Genomic DNA, 14,765 nt, shown 5'->3' with positions numbered 1-14,765 from the left:
GCCGACGACGCCGACGCCTTCATCGAGCAGGTGCGCCTCGCGCTCTACGCGTCGAAGATCGTGGCGTACTCGCAGGGCTTCGATGAGATCCGCGCCGGCGCCGCCGAGTACGGCTGGAACATCGACCTCGGCAAGATCGCGTCGATCTGGCGCGGCGGCTGCATCATCCGCGCCCGCTTCCTCAACCGCATCACCGACGCGTACGCCGAGACGCCCGACCTGCCCGTGCTGCTCACGGCGCCGTTCTTCGTCGACGTGTTCACCCGCGCACAGGACGCCTGGCGCGAGGTCGTGGCGACGTCGGCGAAGGTGGGCATCCCCGCGCCCGCGTTCTCGTCGTCGCTCGCCTACTACGACGGCCTGCGTGCCGAGCGTCTGCCTGCCGCCCTGATCCAGGGGCAGCGCGACTTCTTCGGCGCACACACGTACAAGCGCATCGACAAGCCCGGCACGTTCCACACGCTGTGGTCGGCCGACCGCACCGAGATCGCGGCCGAAGCCCCGCACTCACCGCCGGGTCACCGCAAGCGGGCGGGTTCCGATCGGAACCCGCCCTCTTGCTGTGCAGCGGTGCGTCAGGGCTGCACGTTGTGGTTGCGGCAGAAGACGTTGCCGGGATCCCACTGGCGCTTGACGGCGGCCAGGCGGGCCATCGTCTCGGGCGGGTACATGCGCGCGGCGACCGACGGATCGGCCGACGCGATGAAGTTGCCGTACACACCGGCCCCCTTCGCCTCGATGTCGGCCCAGGCCTGCACCGCGGCCGCACGCGCGTCGTCGCCGAGCATGCCCGGAACGTCGAACGCCCCGGCCATCGCGAACCACGTCGCATCGCGGGCGGGGAACGGCGTCGCATCCTGGGCGACGTCGCCGAAGGCGCCGCCGAGCGAGCGCAGCAGAACGACCGACGCGGGATTCTGCGTGCGGAAGTCGACGAGCCGATCGATCGCGTCGTCGTCGAGCGCGCGCAGCAGCGTGTTGCCGCCCACGAAGCCGGGCATCGGATGCTCGGGGTCGAACTCCGGCGCCTCCATCAGCACGTCGGGGTAGTCCTGCGGACCGAACTCCCGCTCGGTGACGCCGGGCGCCGCGGCGAGCGGTGCGAGCGCGGCGCGGGCCGCCTCTTCGTCGTCGCCCGCCCAGACCGCCGTGATGGAGGCGCCGGCCGGCGCGTTCGGGTCCATCGCGGGCACGTCCATGTACGTCACGGTGAGTTCACGCGGCGCATCGGCCAGCGCATCGCGCAGGACACGCAGGATCGGCCGGGCGTCGCCCTCGATGCCGTACACCCCGACGACCACGCCGGGGAGCTCGTGCGCCTCGAAGTCGAAGCGGGTCACGACGCCGAAGTTGCCGCCGCCACCGCGCAGCGCCCACATCAGCTCGGGGTGCGAGGCGTCCGAGACCTCGACGACCTCCCCCTTCGCGGTGACGAGCTCCGCCCCGACGAGCTGATCCGCGGCGAGCCCCCACGCGCGCACCATCCAGCCGATGCCGCCGCCGAGGGTCAGTCCGCCCACGCCGACCGATGCGGTGTCGCCCGAGCTGAGGCCGAGTCCGCGCGCGGCCAGCGTATGGGCGACCGCTCCCCACTGCGCGCCGCCGCCCACCCTGACGCGGGTGCCGTCGACGGCGATGTCGTCGAGCGCGGAGATGTCGAGGGTGAGACCGCCGGGAACGCCGCCCCACGCGCTGTGGCCGCCCCCGCGGATCATGACCTCGAGCCGCTCGGCGGTGGCGTAGCGCAGGGCGCCGCGCACGTCGTCGACGGTGCTGGCGCGGATGACGGCGGCGGGCTCCCCGATGCCGGAGTGGAATCTGCGGGCGGACTCCCAGTCGGGATCGCCCGGACGGATGACGGCAGTGCTGACGTTCAGATCGTCGATGCTCATGGGGGTCAGAGTAGGACCGGCCGCCGACATCCCTCCACCCTGTTCGCTGAGCGCGAGTCGGGGAATGCGGACGCTCCGCGGTGTCCGCCCCGGCCGCTAGGCTCGCGAGCGTGACGAGCATCCTCTACATCGGCGGGACAGGAATCATCAGCGCGGCCTGTGTGCGGCGCTCCGTCGCCCTCGGGCACCGGGTGACGGTCCTCAATCGCGGCACCGCCCGGCGGGAGCTCCCTTCCGATGTGCGCGTCGTGCAGGCCGACATCCGCGACGCGGACTCCGTGCGGTCCGCGCTCGGCGACGAGCGGTTCGATGTCGTGGCCGAGTTCCTGGCGTTCACGCCCGAGCACATCGCCGCCGACCTCGACCTGTTCGAGGGGCGCACGGGCCAGTACGTGTTCATCAGCTCGGCGTCGGCGTACGAGAAGCCGCCGCGCCGGCTTCCGGTGACCGAGTCCACGCCGCTGCGCAATCCGTTCTGGCAGTACTCCCGCGACAAGATCGCGTGCGAGGACGTTCTGGTCGCCGCGCATCGGGAGCGGGGACTGCCCGTCACGATCATCCGCCCGTCCCACACGTACGACGAGCAGGCGCTGCCGACGCTCGGCCACTGGACCGACATCGCGCGGATGCGCGCGGGCCGCCCCGTCATCGTGCACGGCGACGGCACGAGCCTGTGGACCATCACGCACGCCGACGACTTCGCCGTCGCGTTCACGGGGCTCCTCGGCAATCCGGCGGCCATCGGCGAGGCGTTCACGATCACCGGCACGCACGCGCCGACCTGGAACCAGATCTACGGATGGCTGGCCGATGCGGCAGGCGTGGCATCCCCCGATCTCGTCCACGTCGCGTCCGACACCATCGCGGCGTTCGAACCCGAGCTCGGGCCGACGCTCATCGGCGACAAGGCGCACTCGATGGTGTTCGACATCTCGAAGGTGCAGCAGCTGGTGCCCGAGTTCCGCACGACGATCACCTTCGACGAGGGCGCGCGGCGCATCCTGGCGTACTTCGACGCGCATCCCGAGGCGCAGCAGATCGACGAAGGCCGCGATGCGCTCTTCGATCGCATCGCGGCCTTCGCCCGCTCCGCCGGCTGAGCCGGCCCCTCGTCAGCGCGTGATGTCGCGGACGGTGCCCTTGTCGAGCCGGAGCCGGCGACGGGCCCGGCGGGCGACCGCGGAATCGTGCGTCACCACGATGAGCGTGAGGCCCTCGTCGTTGAGCTTCTGCAGCACCGAGAGGATCTCGTCGCGCATGCTCTCGTCGAGGTTGCCGGTGGGCTCGTCGGCCAGCAGCACACGCGGGCGCTTGACGATCGCACGGGCGATCGCGACGCGCTGCTGCTGACCGCCCGACAGCTCGCCGGGGCGGTGGTCGCCGCGCTCGGCGAGCCCGACGTGTGCGAGGGCCTCGGTCACGCGCGCGGCGCGCTCGTCCTTCGACAGGCCCAGCGGCTCGAGCGCCATGTCGACGTTCTCGTGCGCAGTGAGGGTCGGGATCAGATTGAACCCCTGGAAGACGAACCCGATCTCGTGCGCGCGGATGCGGCCGAGGCTGCGGTTGTCCGCCGTGGCGATGTCGAGGTCGCCCAGGTGGACGGCGCCGCTCGTCGGCCGGTCCAGCGCGCCGAGCAGCTGGAGGAGCGTCGACTTGCCGCCGCCCGTGGGGCCCTGGATGGTGACGAAGTCGCCCGCCTCGATCTCGAGGTCCACGCCGGCGAGCGCCTTCACGATGCGCCCCTTCTGGGTGTAGGTGCGCGTGACGCCTTCGAGGCGGTAGATCGGCTCGGGAGCCGCAGCGGGCTCGGTGTCGATCATGGTCATGACGGTGTCTCCGTGTTCGGTTCGGGATGGAGATTCGGTGCGGGATGAGGTGGATGCCGCGTCGCGGCGCGTCGGGTCGGTCACGGCTGTCTCACCCGACCGATCGGAGGGCCTCGGCCGGGCTCAGCCGTGCCGCCCGCCACCCGCCGAACGCGCCGGCGACGAGTCCGCCGAGGACGGCGATGCCGACCGCGGCGACGACGACCCAGACGGTGACCGGCGCGTTCAGGACGATGTCGGTCGTGGTCTGCTGCACGGCGCTCATGAAGCCGCCTCCCCCGCCGGGTCCGCTCATCTGCGGGCCGCCGTCGCCTCCAAAGGACGGTGCCGAGGGCGCCGCCGAGATGGTGGGCGAGATGAGGTTGATGGCGAGGATGCCGGCGAAGCCGATGACGAGACCCGCGACGCCGCCGATGAGGCCCTGCACCACCGACTCGCCCGCGACCTGTCCGACGACCCGGCCGTTGGACCACCCGATCGCCTTGAGGGTGCCGAACTCGCGCGTGCGCCGCGAGACGCCCGAGATCGTGAAGAGCACGGCCAGCACGAGTGCGACGGCGAGGACGATGAGCGACAGCCAGGTGCCCAGGTTGGTGATGAGCGAGGTCGCGCTGGACAGCGAGCCCGAGACGGTCGAGGCGAGGTCGGTCTGCGAGCTGACGGTCGCCTCCGGCAGCTCGGCCTCGAGGGCCGTCTGCACCGACGAGATCGCGTCGGCCGACTCGGCCTGCACGTAGACCGTGGAGACGACGTCGCCGGCGCCCGACAGCTCCTGGGCGACGTCGAGCGGGATGTACACGTTCGACGCGGTGTCGGCGTCATCCGAGGTCGAGCCGACGAGCCCGACGACGGTGAAGTCCTGCCCGCCGACGTCGATGGTGTCGCCGACGGCGAGCTCGGCGGTCGTCGCGTAGGTGGCGTCGAGCACGGCGTTGTAGGCGCCCGCGTCGTCGGCCTCCAGACCGCGGCCGTCGGTCACCTCCACGGCCGACAGCGGGCCGACCGCGTCGGCGGTGGGATCGATGCCGAGCACCGTGAAGCTGTCGACACCGAACGACCCGCCGCCGAACGAACCACCGCCGCCATCGTTCTGCTGCGTGGGCGGCTGCACCTGGGTGGTCGATCCGTCGCCGGAGTCCGTCGGGCGCTGGGGCAGCTCGCCCGAGAAGGTCATGTTGGTGAGGCTCAGCGCCGCGGATGCCGCGGCCACGCCGTCGACGCCCGTCACGGTGTCGAGGGTGGAGGCGTCGAGCGTCGTGCGCATGGGCTCGGTCACGAGGCGCGACTGGCTGAGCTCGGTGGTGCCGTCCTCGGCGGTCTGGCCGCCGTCCTGGCCGAAGTCGAAGCGCGCGCCGCCGCCCTCCCCGGGCTCGGCCTGCGCACCCGACACGGTGAGGTCGGTCCCCACTCCGTACACGGACTCCAGCGCCTTGGCCTGCGCGGCGCTGACCCCCGCGGCCAGAGAGTTCACGATCATCACGAGGGCGATGGCGATCGCGAGGCCGGCTGCCACGATGATCGTCTGCTTCTTGCGGCCGGCAAGCTCCCGCCGCAGATAGGTCATATACATTGCTGTCTTCCGGTCTCTCCCGGCGGCAGGGTGCCGGCCGTCGAGGGGACGCTACGGACGGCTCTCATGCGGGCCACCAGCGGGGCCTATGAGCGGGTTATGAATGACGGCATCCGCCCGCGTCTCGCGCGCGGGCTTTCACAGCCGGCGCATAGCCCGCTCCATAGCAACCGCATAGGTACGCGTCCACAATGGACGCATGACCAACCCCGCGCCCTCCCTCCTTCGTCCCGACGGCTCGAACCTGCGCGTGCTGGTCGTCGACGACGAGCAGATGCTCACCGACCTGCTGTCGATGGCGCTGCGCATGGAGGGATGGGACGTGCGCACGGCCGGTTCCGGCTTCGAGGCGCTGCAGACCGCGCGGGACTTCGAGCCCGATGCGATGGTGCTCGACATCATGATGCCCGACCTCGACGGCATGGCCGTGCTGCAGCGGCTGCGTCAGTCGGGCGACGACGTACCGGTGCTCTTCCTCACCGCGAAGGATGCCGTCACCGACCGCGTGGCCGGTCTCACGGCGGGCGGAGACGACTACGTCACGAAGCCCTTCAGCCTCGAAGAGGTCGTGGCGCGGCTGCGCGGGCTCATGCGCCGCGCCGGCACCGCCCATGCCGCGGGCGCCGAGCCGATCCTGCGTGTCGCCGACCTCACCCTCAACGAGGACAGCCACGAGGTCGAACGTGCGGGCACCGAGATCGACCTGACCGCGACCGAGTTCGAGCTGCTGCGCTACCTCATGCGCAACCAGCGCCGCGTGGTGTCGAAGGCCCAGATCCTCGACCGGGTCTGGAACTACGACTTCGGCGGCCGCTCGAGCGTCGTCGAGCTGTACATCTCGTACCTGCGCAAGAAGATCGACGCCGGCCACGAGCCCCTCATCCACACCGTCCGGGGCGTCGGGTACATGATCAAGGCGCCGCAGTGACCGACGCCACCGCCGCGACGCCTCCGGCAGAGGATCGGGATGCCGCCGCCGCGACTCCGGCGGTGGCGGCATCCGCTCCCCCGGCGCCGGGCGCCGACGACCGGAGGCCCGCGAAGAAGGTCCGTGCACGGCGGCCGTGGACGCTGCAGCGCAAGCTGATCACGACCGTGGTGTCGATCACGTCGTTCATCCTCGTGCTCGTGGCGGTGGCGACCAGCGCGATCCTCGCGGGGGTGCTCGAAGCGCAGTTGAACGAAGACGTCGATTCGGCGGCGAGGCGTGCCTCGGTCACGCTCGGACAGGCCGTGATCAACGGATGGACGGCCGAGGAGGCGCTGAACCAGCAGCCTCAGCAGCCGGGGTACTTCCTGGCATTCCAGATCCCTCCGCGGGCCGCCACGGCGGCGGTCATGACGTCGGACGGTGTCGTCGCACTCGACGACGATCAGATCGAGCAGATCAGCAGCAGCCTGCGCGGGCAGCACGGGCAGCTGATCGTCACGATCGATGGGCTCGGCACCTACCGGGTGGAGGCCCTCTCGGCCGGCGGCTCCGCCGTCGCGCTCGTGGGGCTCTCACGCGAGGACATCTCCGCCACGATGGCCCGCATGCTCACCACCATCGCCCTCCTCACCGTCGGCGGACTCATCCTGCTCTCGGTCGCGACGGCATGGACGATCCGCGCCGGCCTCGCGCCGCTGCGCGCGGTCGCCGATACCGCCGACCGGGTCTCGGACCTCAAACTCGACCAGGGCGACGTCTCGATCACCGAGCGTGTGCCCGCTCCCGAGGCCGACCCGCGCACCGAGGTCGGACGCGTGGGGGCGGCCCTCAACAGCCTGCTCGACCACGTCGACGAATCGCTCGCCGCCCGCCAGCGCAACGAGGAGCGCATGCGCGCGTTCGTCGCCGACGCCAGCCACGAGCTGCGCACGCCGCTCTCCTCGATCCGCGGCTACTCAGAGCTGTCGCTCAAGGCCCTCTCGCGCGACCACGCCCCCGCGACCATCGACACCACCGAGTCCTCGCTGGAGCGCATCCAGGCCCAGTCGCTGCGGATGACCTCGCTCGTCGAGGACCTGCTGCTGCTCGCCCGCCTCGACGAGGGGCAGGAGCTCGTCTACGGCAGCGTCGACCTCACACGCCTCGCGATCGATGCGGTCGGCGACATCCGCACGACGGCCCCGGACCACGACTGGGTGCTCGATCTCGGCGACGAGCCGGTCACCATCGCGGGCGACGCCGGGCGCATGCAGCAGGTCGCCACCAACCTGCTCGCCAATGCCCGCACCCACACCCCCGCAGGGATCACCGTCACCGTCAGCGTGCTGCGCGACGGCGACGACGCGGTGCTGCGCGTGCACGACGACGGCCCCGGCGTGGATCCGACGATCAAGGACGAGCTGTTCGAGCGCTTCTCGCGCGGCGACCGCTCGCGCGCCCGGCAGACCGGCGGCACCGGCCTCGGCCTGTCGATCGCCCGGGCCATCGTCGATGCCCACGGCGGCAGCATCCACGTCCGGAGCGTTCCGGGCGACACGACGTTCGAGGTGCGCCTCCCGGCGCGCCCGTCGGACCCCTCCTGACCGCCTCGGGGATCAGTAGCCGCTGAACGCGTCCGTCGTGATCGAGCGGGCGCGCTCCAGCGCCGGGGCGAGGTCGGCGATCAAGGCTGCCGGCCCCGAGATGTAGGCGTGGCGCGACGCCAGATCGGGCACGACGCGGAGGAGGCCGTCGGCGTCCAGGCGCACCCCCTGCGCCCACTCCCAGTGGGCGGGCAGATCGGTCGGGCGATCGCGGGTGAAGACCACGACGCGGGCGCCGGAGTCCGCGATGTCGTCGCGGTACGCGAGCTCGGACGAGTCGGACGCGACGTACACCAGGACGATGTCGCGCTCGGCGCCCGACGCCGTGGCCTGGCGCAGCTGCGACACGAACGGCGTCACGCCGATGCCGGCGGCGACCATGAGGATGGGCGCGGTGTCGCGCTTGGGCAGCAGGAAGTCGCCCCACACGCCGGTGATGGCCAGCTCGTCGCCGGTCTTCACCTGCGCGAGCGCCTGCTTGTACGAGCTCGGCGTCTTCGCCGCCTTGCCCTCTTTGAACGCCACCTTGAGGAAGGGCAGATCCGCCGGCGCCGACGCGATGCTGAACTCCCGCCGCGTGCCGCGCGCATCGGGGTGACGGTGCGGCACCTCCAGCTCGAGGTACTGGCCGGGGAGGAACGCCAGCCGGTCGTGGACGCGGAACGTGAGCTCCTGCACGGTGGGCGTGGGCTCCGCGCGCGACACGAGAGTGAGGCGCACGGCGGTGCGGACGGCGAACGCGAAGGCGACCAGGTTGCCGATGAGCAGCGCGCGCTCCTGCCCGAGCGTGATGTCGCCGATCGGGATGGGCCAGCCGCACAGCACGCCGACGACCGCGGCGACCGTGAACTGCTGCCACCGGCGCGGCGGCAGCGTGAGCGGCTCGGACAGCATGAAGGCGCCGAGGAACAGGAAGGGCGAGGACCACAGCATCGGCCACAGGATGTCGAGCGTTCCGATCTCGACGCCGGCGGCCTGGTACATCGCCGCGGTGCGGATGACCCCGACCGCGACGGCGATGACGAGGAACACCGACACGACGCGCACCTTCTCGGTGCGCACCAGCACGGCGAGCCCGAGGAGGATGACGGGCGCCGCCAGCGCGGGGGTGCCCACCCACCACGACGAGGCGCCCAGGTCGGGCCAGGCGAGGCTCAGCAGCGTCAGCACGGTGGCGCCCGCCGCGGCGGGATTGAAGATGTGGCGTCCGCGCCAGGCCAGCACGTACTTCGAGAGCGACGCCACCGCGGCGGCGATCACGATGCCGAGCAGGCCCGCGAGCTCGAGCGTCGGACGCAGGACGAACAGCAGGATGTGCGCCGTGATGAGCGATGACTCGAGCCGCCACGGGAGGTTCAGGACGCGTTGCGCGGCGGCATCCACTCCCACGCAGACGGCCGAGAGCACGACGAGGGTGACGACCAGCTGCAGCGGATCGGGGCCGACCAGGCCGAAGAACGACAGCAGCACGGCCACGACGGCGAGCGCGGCCAGCGCGAAGTAGACCAGCCGGTACATCGACAGGCGGCCGAGCACCGCGAAGACGCGGTTGAACAATGCGGTCAGACTGCCCATCACCGTTCCACGCTATCTGCTCCGAGGAACAGGTCGGCACCGCAGCCGGGCGACCACTCGACGGCGCCGTCGGTCGTCATGCGCACCCACTCGGCGCCCCACTCGTGCGCGAGGCGCGAGCCGCCTTCGAAGAAGAGCGCGGTGGCGATCGCGTCGGCGGTCATCGCATCGGCGGCGACGGCCCATGTCGCCGCGTACGTGCGCACCGGCTGCCCGGTGCGCGCGTCGAGCACGTGATGCAGGGTCGCGCCCGTCGCCGAAGGCCAGGAGCGCCGGTTGACGGCCGAGGCGCAGAGCGCGGCATCCGCCACCTCCCATACGCCGATCGCGCGGCGCGGGTCGAACGGGTGCTCCAGGCCGATGCGATGCGGGCGCCCGCGCACGGCGAGGTCGCCGCCCGCGTCGACGACGATGTCGCCCGGTCGGGCCGCAGCGACGACGTCGAGCACGAGATCGACGAGCCGCCCCTTGCCGAGCGCGCCGACATCGATCATCGCGGGACCGGACAGCGAGAGGGTGCCGTCCCGCCAGGTCAGCCGCTCCCGCCAGTCGGACGGAGCGGGTCTCTGCCCGTCGTCGCGCAGCGAGTAGGCGGCGTCGTACCCGAGCGCGTCGAGGGATGCCCCCACCAGCGGGTTCACGGCGCCGCCGGTGGCCGCGCCGAGCGCCGCGAAGGCGTCGAGCATCGGCGCCGCATCGGCCGGAGCGGGAACCGAGCCGCCCTCGACGGCCAGTGCCGACACGACCGAGTCGGCGCGGAACCGCGACCACTCCCGGTCGAACGCGTCGATCACGGTCTGGACGGCGTCTCGCGCGGCGGCCGGGAGCGGCGCGTCGGTGACGACCTCCCACGCCGTGCCGATGGCCTCGAAGCGCCAGGAGGCCGCGGCCATCGTCAGCCGGCCGCCTCGGACTTGATCGTCTCGATGGCGTCGTTGAAGCCCCCGCTCGTGAGCGACGACCCCGCGACGCGGCTGACGCGGATGTCGTCGATGCTCTGCCCGACGACGGCCGCGGCGATGCCGCCGATGAACTTGCTCTGGTACTCCTCGGACTCGCGCTTCTGCGGATTGCCGGTGACCTCGACATCGGTGATGACGTCGTCCTGCAGCGTCACGGTGACCGAGATGGTCTCGAGGGACTCGGGGGTCGCGTAGGTGCCTTCGGCCGTGTACGTCCCGTCGGCGTACGTTCCTGTGCCCGTCGAGCCGCCGCCCGACTCCTCGTTCGTGGAGCTCTCGCTCGTGGACGAGGAATCCGTCAAGGGCTCCTCGGCGTCGGATACGCTGGGCGCGCAGCCAGCCAGCAGGGCGATGCCGGCGGCCGCCGTGACGACGGTGCCGGCGCGGGCGGGACGTGAAGCGAGTGCGGTGCGGATCATGACGGTCCTCCTGGCTCGTGGTCGGCGGCGCAGATGTATGCGCCCGCAAGCATCGTGCCAACCGGTCCTATGAACCGCCTTTGAGAGACGCCGTGTGACGCGATGAACGCGCCCGCACGGCCTTCAGCCCCTCGACCGCGAGGAAGATCGCGATGGACACCGCGATGGGGAGGATCCAGGATGCCGCCGGCAGGGGCCGCGACTCGAACAGCAGGTTCATGAACGGCGCGTAGGTGTAGATCACCTGCAGCACGATGAGCGCGATCGCCGACCACCACACCGCGCGGTTGCCGCGCAGCACGTCGAGGGTGAGGCTGGAGCGGGTGAGGAACCGGCAGTTGAACAGGTACGCGAGCTGTCCGAAGGCCAGCATGAGCACCGCCTCGGTGCGCGCGAACTCGATGTCGACGCCGGTCGCCGCGACGCCGTAGAAGACGCCCATCGTCGCGCCGCCGATGAGGAGTGAGACGACGACCACGAACCCGAGCTCGCCGCGGTCGATGATGGGTCCGCCGCTCGCGCGCGGAGGCCGCCGCAGGATCCCGCGCTCGGCCGGCTCGTACGCGAGCGCGAGCGACAGTGTCACCGCGGTCACCATGTTGACCCACAGCACCTGGACGCTCGTCACCGGCAGGGCGAGCCCGAACACGACGGCGATGAGGATCACGAGCGACTGGGCGCCGTTGGTAGGCAGCAGGAAGACGATGGACTTGCGCAGGTTGTCGTAGATGCGGCGCCCCTCGGCGATCGCGCTGCGGATGGTCGCGAAGTTGTCGTCGGCCAGGACGAACTCGGCCGCCTCCTTGGTGGCCTCGGTGCCCTTGATCCCCATCGCGATGCCGACGTCCGCGCGTGTGAGGGCCGGGGCGTCGTTGACGCCGTCGCCCGTCATGGCGACGACCTCGCCGTGCGACTGCAGCGCCCGCACGATGCGGATCTTATGCTCGGGGCTCGTCCGCGCGTACACGTCGACGTCGCGGACGACCTCGCGCAGCTGCTCCTGGCTGAGCGCCTCGAGCTCCGCGCCGGTCAGCACCGCGGCGTCGGGACCTGCCAGACCCATCTCGTGGGCGATCGCCAGCGCGGTGCCGGCGTGGTCGCCCGTGATCATCTTCACGCTGATGCCGGCCGCATGGCAGTCGGCGATGGCCTCGATCGCTTCGGGCCGCGGCGGGTCGACGATGCCCCACAGCCCGAGGAACTCCAGGTCGATGAGGTCGTCGAGCGCGAACTCGTCGGTGGTCGCGCGCACCGGCTTGCGCGCGGCAGCGAGCACCCGCAGCCCTTGCGAGCTCAAGTGGTCGAGCACCTCTTCCCAGTGCGAGAGGTCCAGCGGCTCGGAGCCGTGCGCGCCGCGCTGCGTGAGCGAGCGCTCGAGCAGGCGATCGGGCGCTCCCTTGACGAGGATCGCCCGCGACACCTCGCCTTCGCCGCCGCCCGTGCGGGCCGCCTCGTTGAGCGTCGCCATGAGCTTGTGCGCCGAATCGAACGGGATCACCGCGACGCGGCGCCCGCCTGCCGTGCCCACGCCGCCCTTCATCGCCGCGACCTTCAGCGCCCCCTCGGTCGGCTCGCCGACGAGCGACCACGTGCCGTCGTCGGCCTGGACGATGTGCGCGTCGTTGCAGAGGGTCGCCACCGACAGGATCGCGGCGAGGTCGCCCGTGCCCGGGCTGCCGTCCTCGGTCCCGACCGGATGGATGCCGCCATCCGGCGCGTACCCGAGGCCCGACACCTCGTACTCGGCGACCGGTGTGACGATCCGCCGCACCGTCATCTCGTTCTTCGTCAGCGTGCCCGTCTTGTCGGAGCACACGGTCGTGACCGACCCCAGCGCCTCGACGGCGGGGAGCTTGCGCGTGATGGCGTTGTGGCGCGCCATCTGCTGCACGCCGATGGCGAGCGTGATGGTGACCAGCGCCGGCAGTCCCTCGGGGATGGCCGCGACGGCGAAGCCGATGGCCGCCGAGATCAGCTCGTCGAACGGCATCCCATGCAGGAAGCGTCCGATCATCAGCATGACCGCCGCCATGCCCAGGATCACGACCGTCAGCACACGGCCGAAGCTGTCGAGCTGGCGCGTGAGCGGCGTCGCCAGCGAGCCTGCTTCGTCGGAGAGCGCCTGGATGCGGCCGATCTCGGTCGCGACGCCGGTCGCGGTCACGACGCCCTGCCCCTGGCCGGCGCTCACGATGGTGCCCGAGAAGGCCATCGAGCCGCGGTCGCCGACGCCTGCGTCGGTCGCGACGGGGTCGGTGGACTTCGACGACGGCACCGACTCCCCCGTCAGGGCTGCCTCGTCGATGCGCAGCCGGAACGCCTGCGTGAGCCGCAGGTCTGCGGGCACCTTGTCGCCCGGCATGAGCCGCACGACGTCGCCGGGGACGAGCTCGGCGGCGGGCACCGTGACCCATCGGCCGTCGCGCCGGGCCGTGGCATCGGCCGACAGCATGCCCCTGATGCCCGCGAGCGCCTTCTCTGCCCGGCCCTCCTGGATGAAGCCGATCACCGCGTTGATGATCGCGACGGCCATGATGACCCAGAAGTCGAGCCAGTCTCCCATCAGGGCCTTGATGACCGCGGCGGCCAGCAGGATGTAGATCAGGGTGTCGTTGAAGTGCGCGAGGAAGCGCACCACGGCCGGCTTGCGAGGGGGCTCGGGCAGCTCGTTGCGACCGGCGACGCGCAGCCGCTCGGCGGCCGCTGCGGCGTCCAGGCCGCCGCTGCCGGTCGCCAGATGCGCGAGCACATCGCCCGTGGGCAGCGCCCACGGGCGCGGCACCGTCAGGCGCGCCTCCGTCACCGTCGCGGTGTCAGGCGATGCCCCGTGGGGCGCGGGCGGGTTCGGCTGCGACATCCATGCTCCATCCGTGTGTCGCCGCCGATCCCGCCGGTCCTCCGGCCGGTGTCGTCAGGCGGCGCCGTCGAACATGCTGGTGACGGAGCCGTCCTCGAACACCTCGTGGATCGCTCGCGCGAGCAAGGGGGCGATAGGCAGAATCGTAAGCGTCGAGAAGCGCTTCTCGTCGGGGATCGGCACCGTGTCGGTCACGACGACCTCGTCGATCGCCGGGCTCTGCAGCCGCGTGGCAGCGGGATCGCTGAAGATCGCGTGGGTCGCGGCGACGATCACCTTGACGGCGCCGTTCGCCTTGAGCGCCTCGGCCGCCTTCACGATCGTGCCGCCGGTGTCGATCATGTCGTCCACGAGCAGGCATACGCGGCCGTCGACCGCGCCGACGATCTCGTTGACGGTGACCTGGTTGGCCACGTTCGGGTCGCGGCGCTTGTGGATGATCGCAAGAGGCGCGCCGAGGCTGTCGGACCACTGGTCGGCCACGCGCACCCGGCCGGTGTCGGGCGACACGACGGTGAGGCGGGCACGGTCCTCTTCGCTCAGGGTGTTCTCGAAGTACTCCAGCAGCACCGGCTTGGCGAACAGGTGGTCGACGGGTCCGTCGAAGAAGCCCTGGATCTGCGCGGCGTGCAGGTCGACGCTCATCACGCGGTCCGCGCCGGCGGTCTTGAAGAGGTCGGCGACCAGGCGGGCGCTGATCGGCTCACGACCGCGGCCCTTCTTGTCCTGCCGCGAGTACGGGAAGTACGGCGCCACGACGGTGATGCGCTTGGCCGACGCGCGCTTGGCGGCGTCGAGCATGATGAGGGTCTCCATCATCCACTCATTCACCGGCGGGCCGAAGCTCTGGATGAGGAACAGGTCGCACCCGCGGATCGACACCTCGAAACGGGTCAGGATCTCGCCCGACGCGAACGTGCGGTACTCGGTGGGGACGAGCTCCGTGCTCAGCTGCTCGGCCACCTGCGCCGCGAGCTCGGGGTGAGAGCTGCCCCGTGCGACGACGAGACGCTTCTTGGTCTTGGCGACCAATCCGGGGGCGATGTCATTCGCCCGGTCGAGCTCAACGGTCTTCTTCTTGCGCGCCATCGTCCGCCTTCTGTGCGCTGCGGGCCTTGGCGGCGACATCCGCCGCCCCGGTACCCGGTCT

11 protein-coding genes and 1 pseudogene are annotated in these 14,765 nt (G+C 71.4%); 4 read left to right on the top strand and 8 right to left on the bottom strand.

The genetic code is table 11. The annotated features are described in order from the left end of the window. Positions 1–507 (top strand): annotated as a pseudogene (locus tag ACTHNQ_RS13550) (NADP-dependent phosphogluconate dehydrogenase); the annotation flags it as partial. 68 nt (positions 508–575) lie between these two features. Here the strand turns inward: ACTHNQ_RS13550 and ACTHNQ_RS13545 are convergent. Beyond that, entirely contained in the window at positions 576–1,892 is a 1,317-nt protein-coding gene (locus ACTHNQ_RS13545; RefSeq protein WP_440334148.1) for an FAD-binding oxidoreductase, read from the bottom strand. 110 nt (positions 1,893–2,002) lie between these two features. Between ACTHNQ_RS13545 and ACTHNQ_RS13540 the strand changes: the two genes are divergently transcribed. Next, entirely contained in the window at positions 2,003–2,992 is a 990-nt protein-coding gene (locus tag ACTHNQ_RS13540; protein ID WP_440334146.1) for an SDR family oxidoreductase, read from the top strand. 12 nt (positions 2,993–3,004) lie between these two features. Here ACTHNQ_RS13540 and ACTHNQ_RS13535 read toward each other — a convergent pair whose 3' ends face one another. Together ACTHNQ_RS13535 and ACTHNQ_RS13530 are read right to left on the bottom strand one after the other, a co-directional pair. After that, positions 3,005–3,718: an ABC transporter ATP-binding protein gene (locus ACTHNQ_RS13535; protein ID WP_440334144.1), complete on the bottom strand. Its 714-nt coding sequence runs from the start codon at positions 3,716–3,718 to the stop codon at positions 3,005–3,007. A gap of 91 nt (positions 3,719–3,809) precedes the next feature. Next, positions 3,810–5,288: an ABC transporter permease gene (locus tag ACTHNQ_RS13530; RefSeq protein WP_440334142.1), complete on the bottom strand. Its 1,479-nt coding sequence runs from the start codon at positions 5,286–5,288 to the stop codon at positions 3,810–3,812. A gap of 199 nt (positions 5,289–5,487) precedes the next feature. Here ACTHNQ_RS13530 and ACTHNQ_RS13525 point away from each other — a divergent pair, with 199 nt between their 5' ends. Beyond that, complete coding sequence (locus ACTHNQ_RS13525) at positions 5,488–6,216, top strand: response regulator transcription factor (protein ID WP_018172349.1); 729 nt, start codon at positions 5,488–5,490, stop codon at positions 6,214–6,216. Next, the gene (locus ACTHNQ_RS13520; protein WP_440334139.1) at positions 6,213–7,802 is read left to right on the top strand and encodes a sensor histidine kinase; all 1,590 of its coding nucleotides are present in this window, start codon (positions 6,213–6,215) and stop codon (positions 7,800–7,802) included. Before ACTHNQ_RS13525 ends, ACTHNQ_RS13520 begins: the two co-directional genes overlap by 4 nt. 12 nt (positions 7,803–7,814) lie before the next feature. Here the strand turns inward: ACTHNQ_RS13520 and ACTHNQ_RS13515 are convergent, their stop codons facing one another. From ACTHNQ_RS13515 to ACTHNQ_RS13495, 5 genes are all read right to left on the bottom strand, one after another. After that, positions 7,815–9,377 (bottom strand): FAD-dependent oxidoreductase, encoded by a 1,563-nt coding sequence (locus ACTHNQ_RS13515; RefSeq protein ID WP_440334150.1) that lies wholly within the window; start codon positions 9,375–9,377, stop codon positions 7,815–7,817. Further along, positions 9,377–10,270, bottom strand: coding sequence for an FAD:protein FMN transferase (locus ACTHNQ_RS13510; RefSeq protein ID WP_440334137.1), 894 nt, complete (start codon positions 10,268–10,270; stop codon positions 9,377–9,379). Before ACTHNQ_RS13510 ends, ACTHNQ_RS13515 begins: the two co-directional genes overlap by 1 nt. A 2-nt stretch (positions 10,271–10,272) precedes the next feature. Then, the gene (locus ACTHNQ_RS13505; protein ID WP_440334135.1) at positions 10,273–10,758 is read right to left on the bottom strand and encodes an FMN-binding protein; all 486 of its coding nucleotides are present in this window, start codon (positions 10,756–10,758) and stop codon (positions 10,273–10,275) included. A 67-nt stretch (positions 10,759–10,825) separates the two neighbouring features. Then, positions 10,826–13,615 carry a cation-translocating P-type ATPase gene (locus ACTHNQ_RS13500; protein ID WP_440334133.1) on the bottom strand — a complete coding sequence of 930 codons (2,790 nt, stop codon included), beginning with the start codon at positions 13,613–13,615 and terminating at the stop codon, positions 10,826–10,828. Positions 13,616–13,669: 54 nt separating this feature from the next. Next, positions 13,670–14,704, bottom strand: coding sequence for a ribose-phosphate diphosphokinase (locus ACTHNQ_RS13495; RefSeq protein WP_018172356.1), 1,035 nt, complete (start codon positions 14,702–14,704; stop codon positions 13,670–13,672). Between the last annotated feature and the right edge of the window lie 61 nt (positions 14,705–14,765).

Source organism: Microbacterium sp. (assembly GCF_051953575.1).
Taxonomy (GTDB): Bacteria; Actinomycetota; Actinomycetes; order Actinomycetales; family Microbacteriaceae; genus Microbacterium.
The sequence above is the reverse complement of the archived record's forward strand: the minus strand, read 5'-3'. Positions and strand labels throughout refer to the sequence as shown.

Bases quoted from the DNA above. Each gene is read 5' to 3' on its own strand.
- ACTHNQ_RS13500 (WP_440334133.1), bottom strand. From the start codon at position 13,615: ATGTCGCAGCCGAACCCGCCCGCGCCCCACGGGGCATCGCCTGACACC.
- ACTHNQ_RS13510 (WP_440334137.1), bottom strand. From the start codon at position 10,270: ATGGCCGCGGCCTCCTGGCGCTTCGAGGCCATCGGCACGGCGTGGGAG.
- ACTHNQ_RS13515 (WP_440334150.1), bottom strand. From the start codon at position 9,377: ATGGGCAGTCTGACCGCATTGTTCAACCGCGTCTTCGCGGTGCTCGGC.
- ACTHNQ_RS13505 (WP_440334135.1), bottom strand. From the start codon at position 10,758: ATGATCCGCACCGCACTCGCTTCACGTCCCGCCCGCGCCGGCACCGTC.
- ACTHNQ_RS13525 (WP_018172349.1), top strand. From the start codon at position 5,488: ATGACCAACCCCGCGCCCTCCCTCCTTCGTCCCGACGGCTCGAACCTG.
- ACTHNQ_RS13545 (WP_440334148.1), bottom strand. From the start codon at position 1,892: ATGAGCATCGACGATCTGAACGTCAGCACTGCCGTCATCCGTCCGGGC.
- ACTHNQ_RS13535 (WP_440334144.1), bottom strand. From the start codon at position 3,718: ATGACCATGATCGACACCGAGCCCGCTGCGGCTCCCGAGCCGATCTAC.
- ACTHNQ_RS13530 (WP_440334142.1), bottom strand. From the start codon at position 5,288: ATGTATATGACCTATCTGCGGCGGGAGCTTGCCGGCCGCAAGAAGCAG.
- ACTHNQ_RS13495 (WP_018172356.1), bottom strand. From the start codon at position 14,704: ATGGCGCGCAAGAAGAAGACCGTTGAGCTCGACCGGGCGAATGACATC.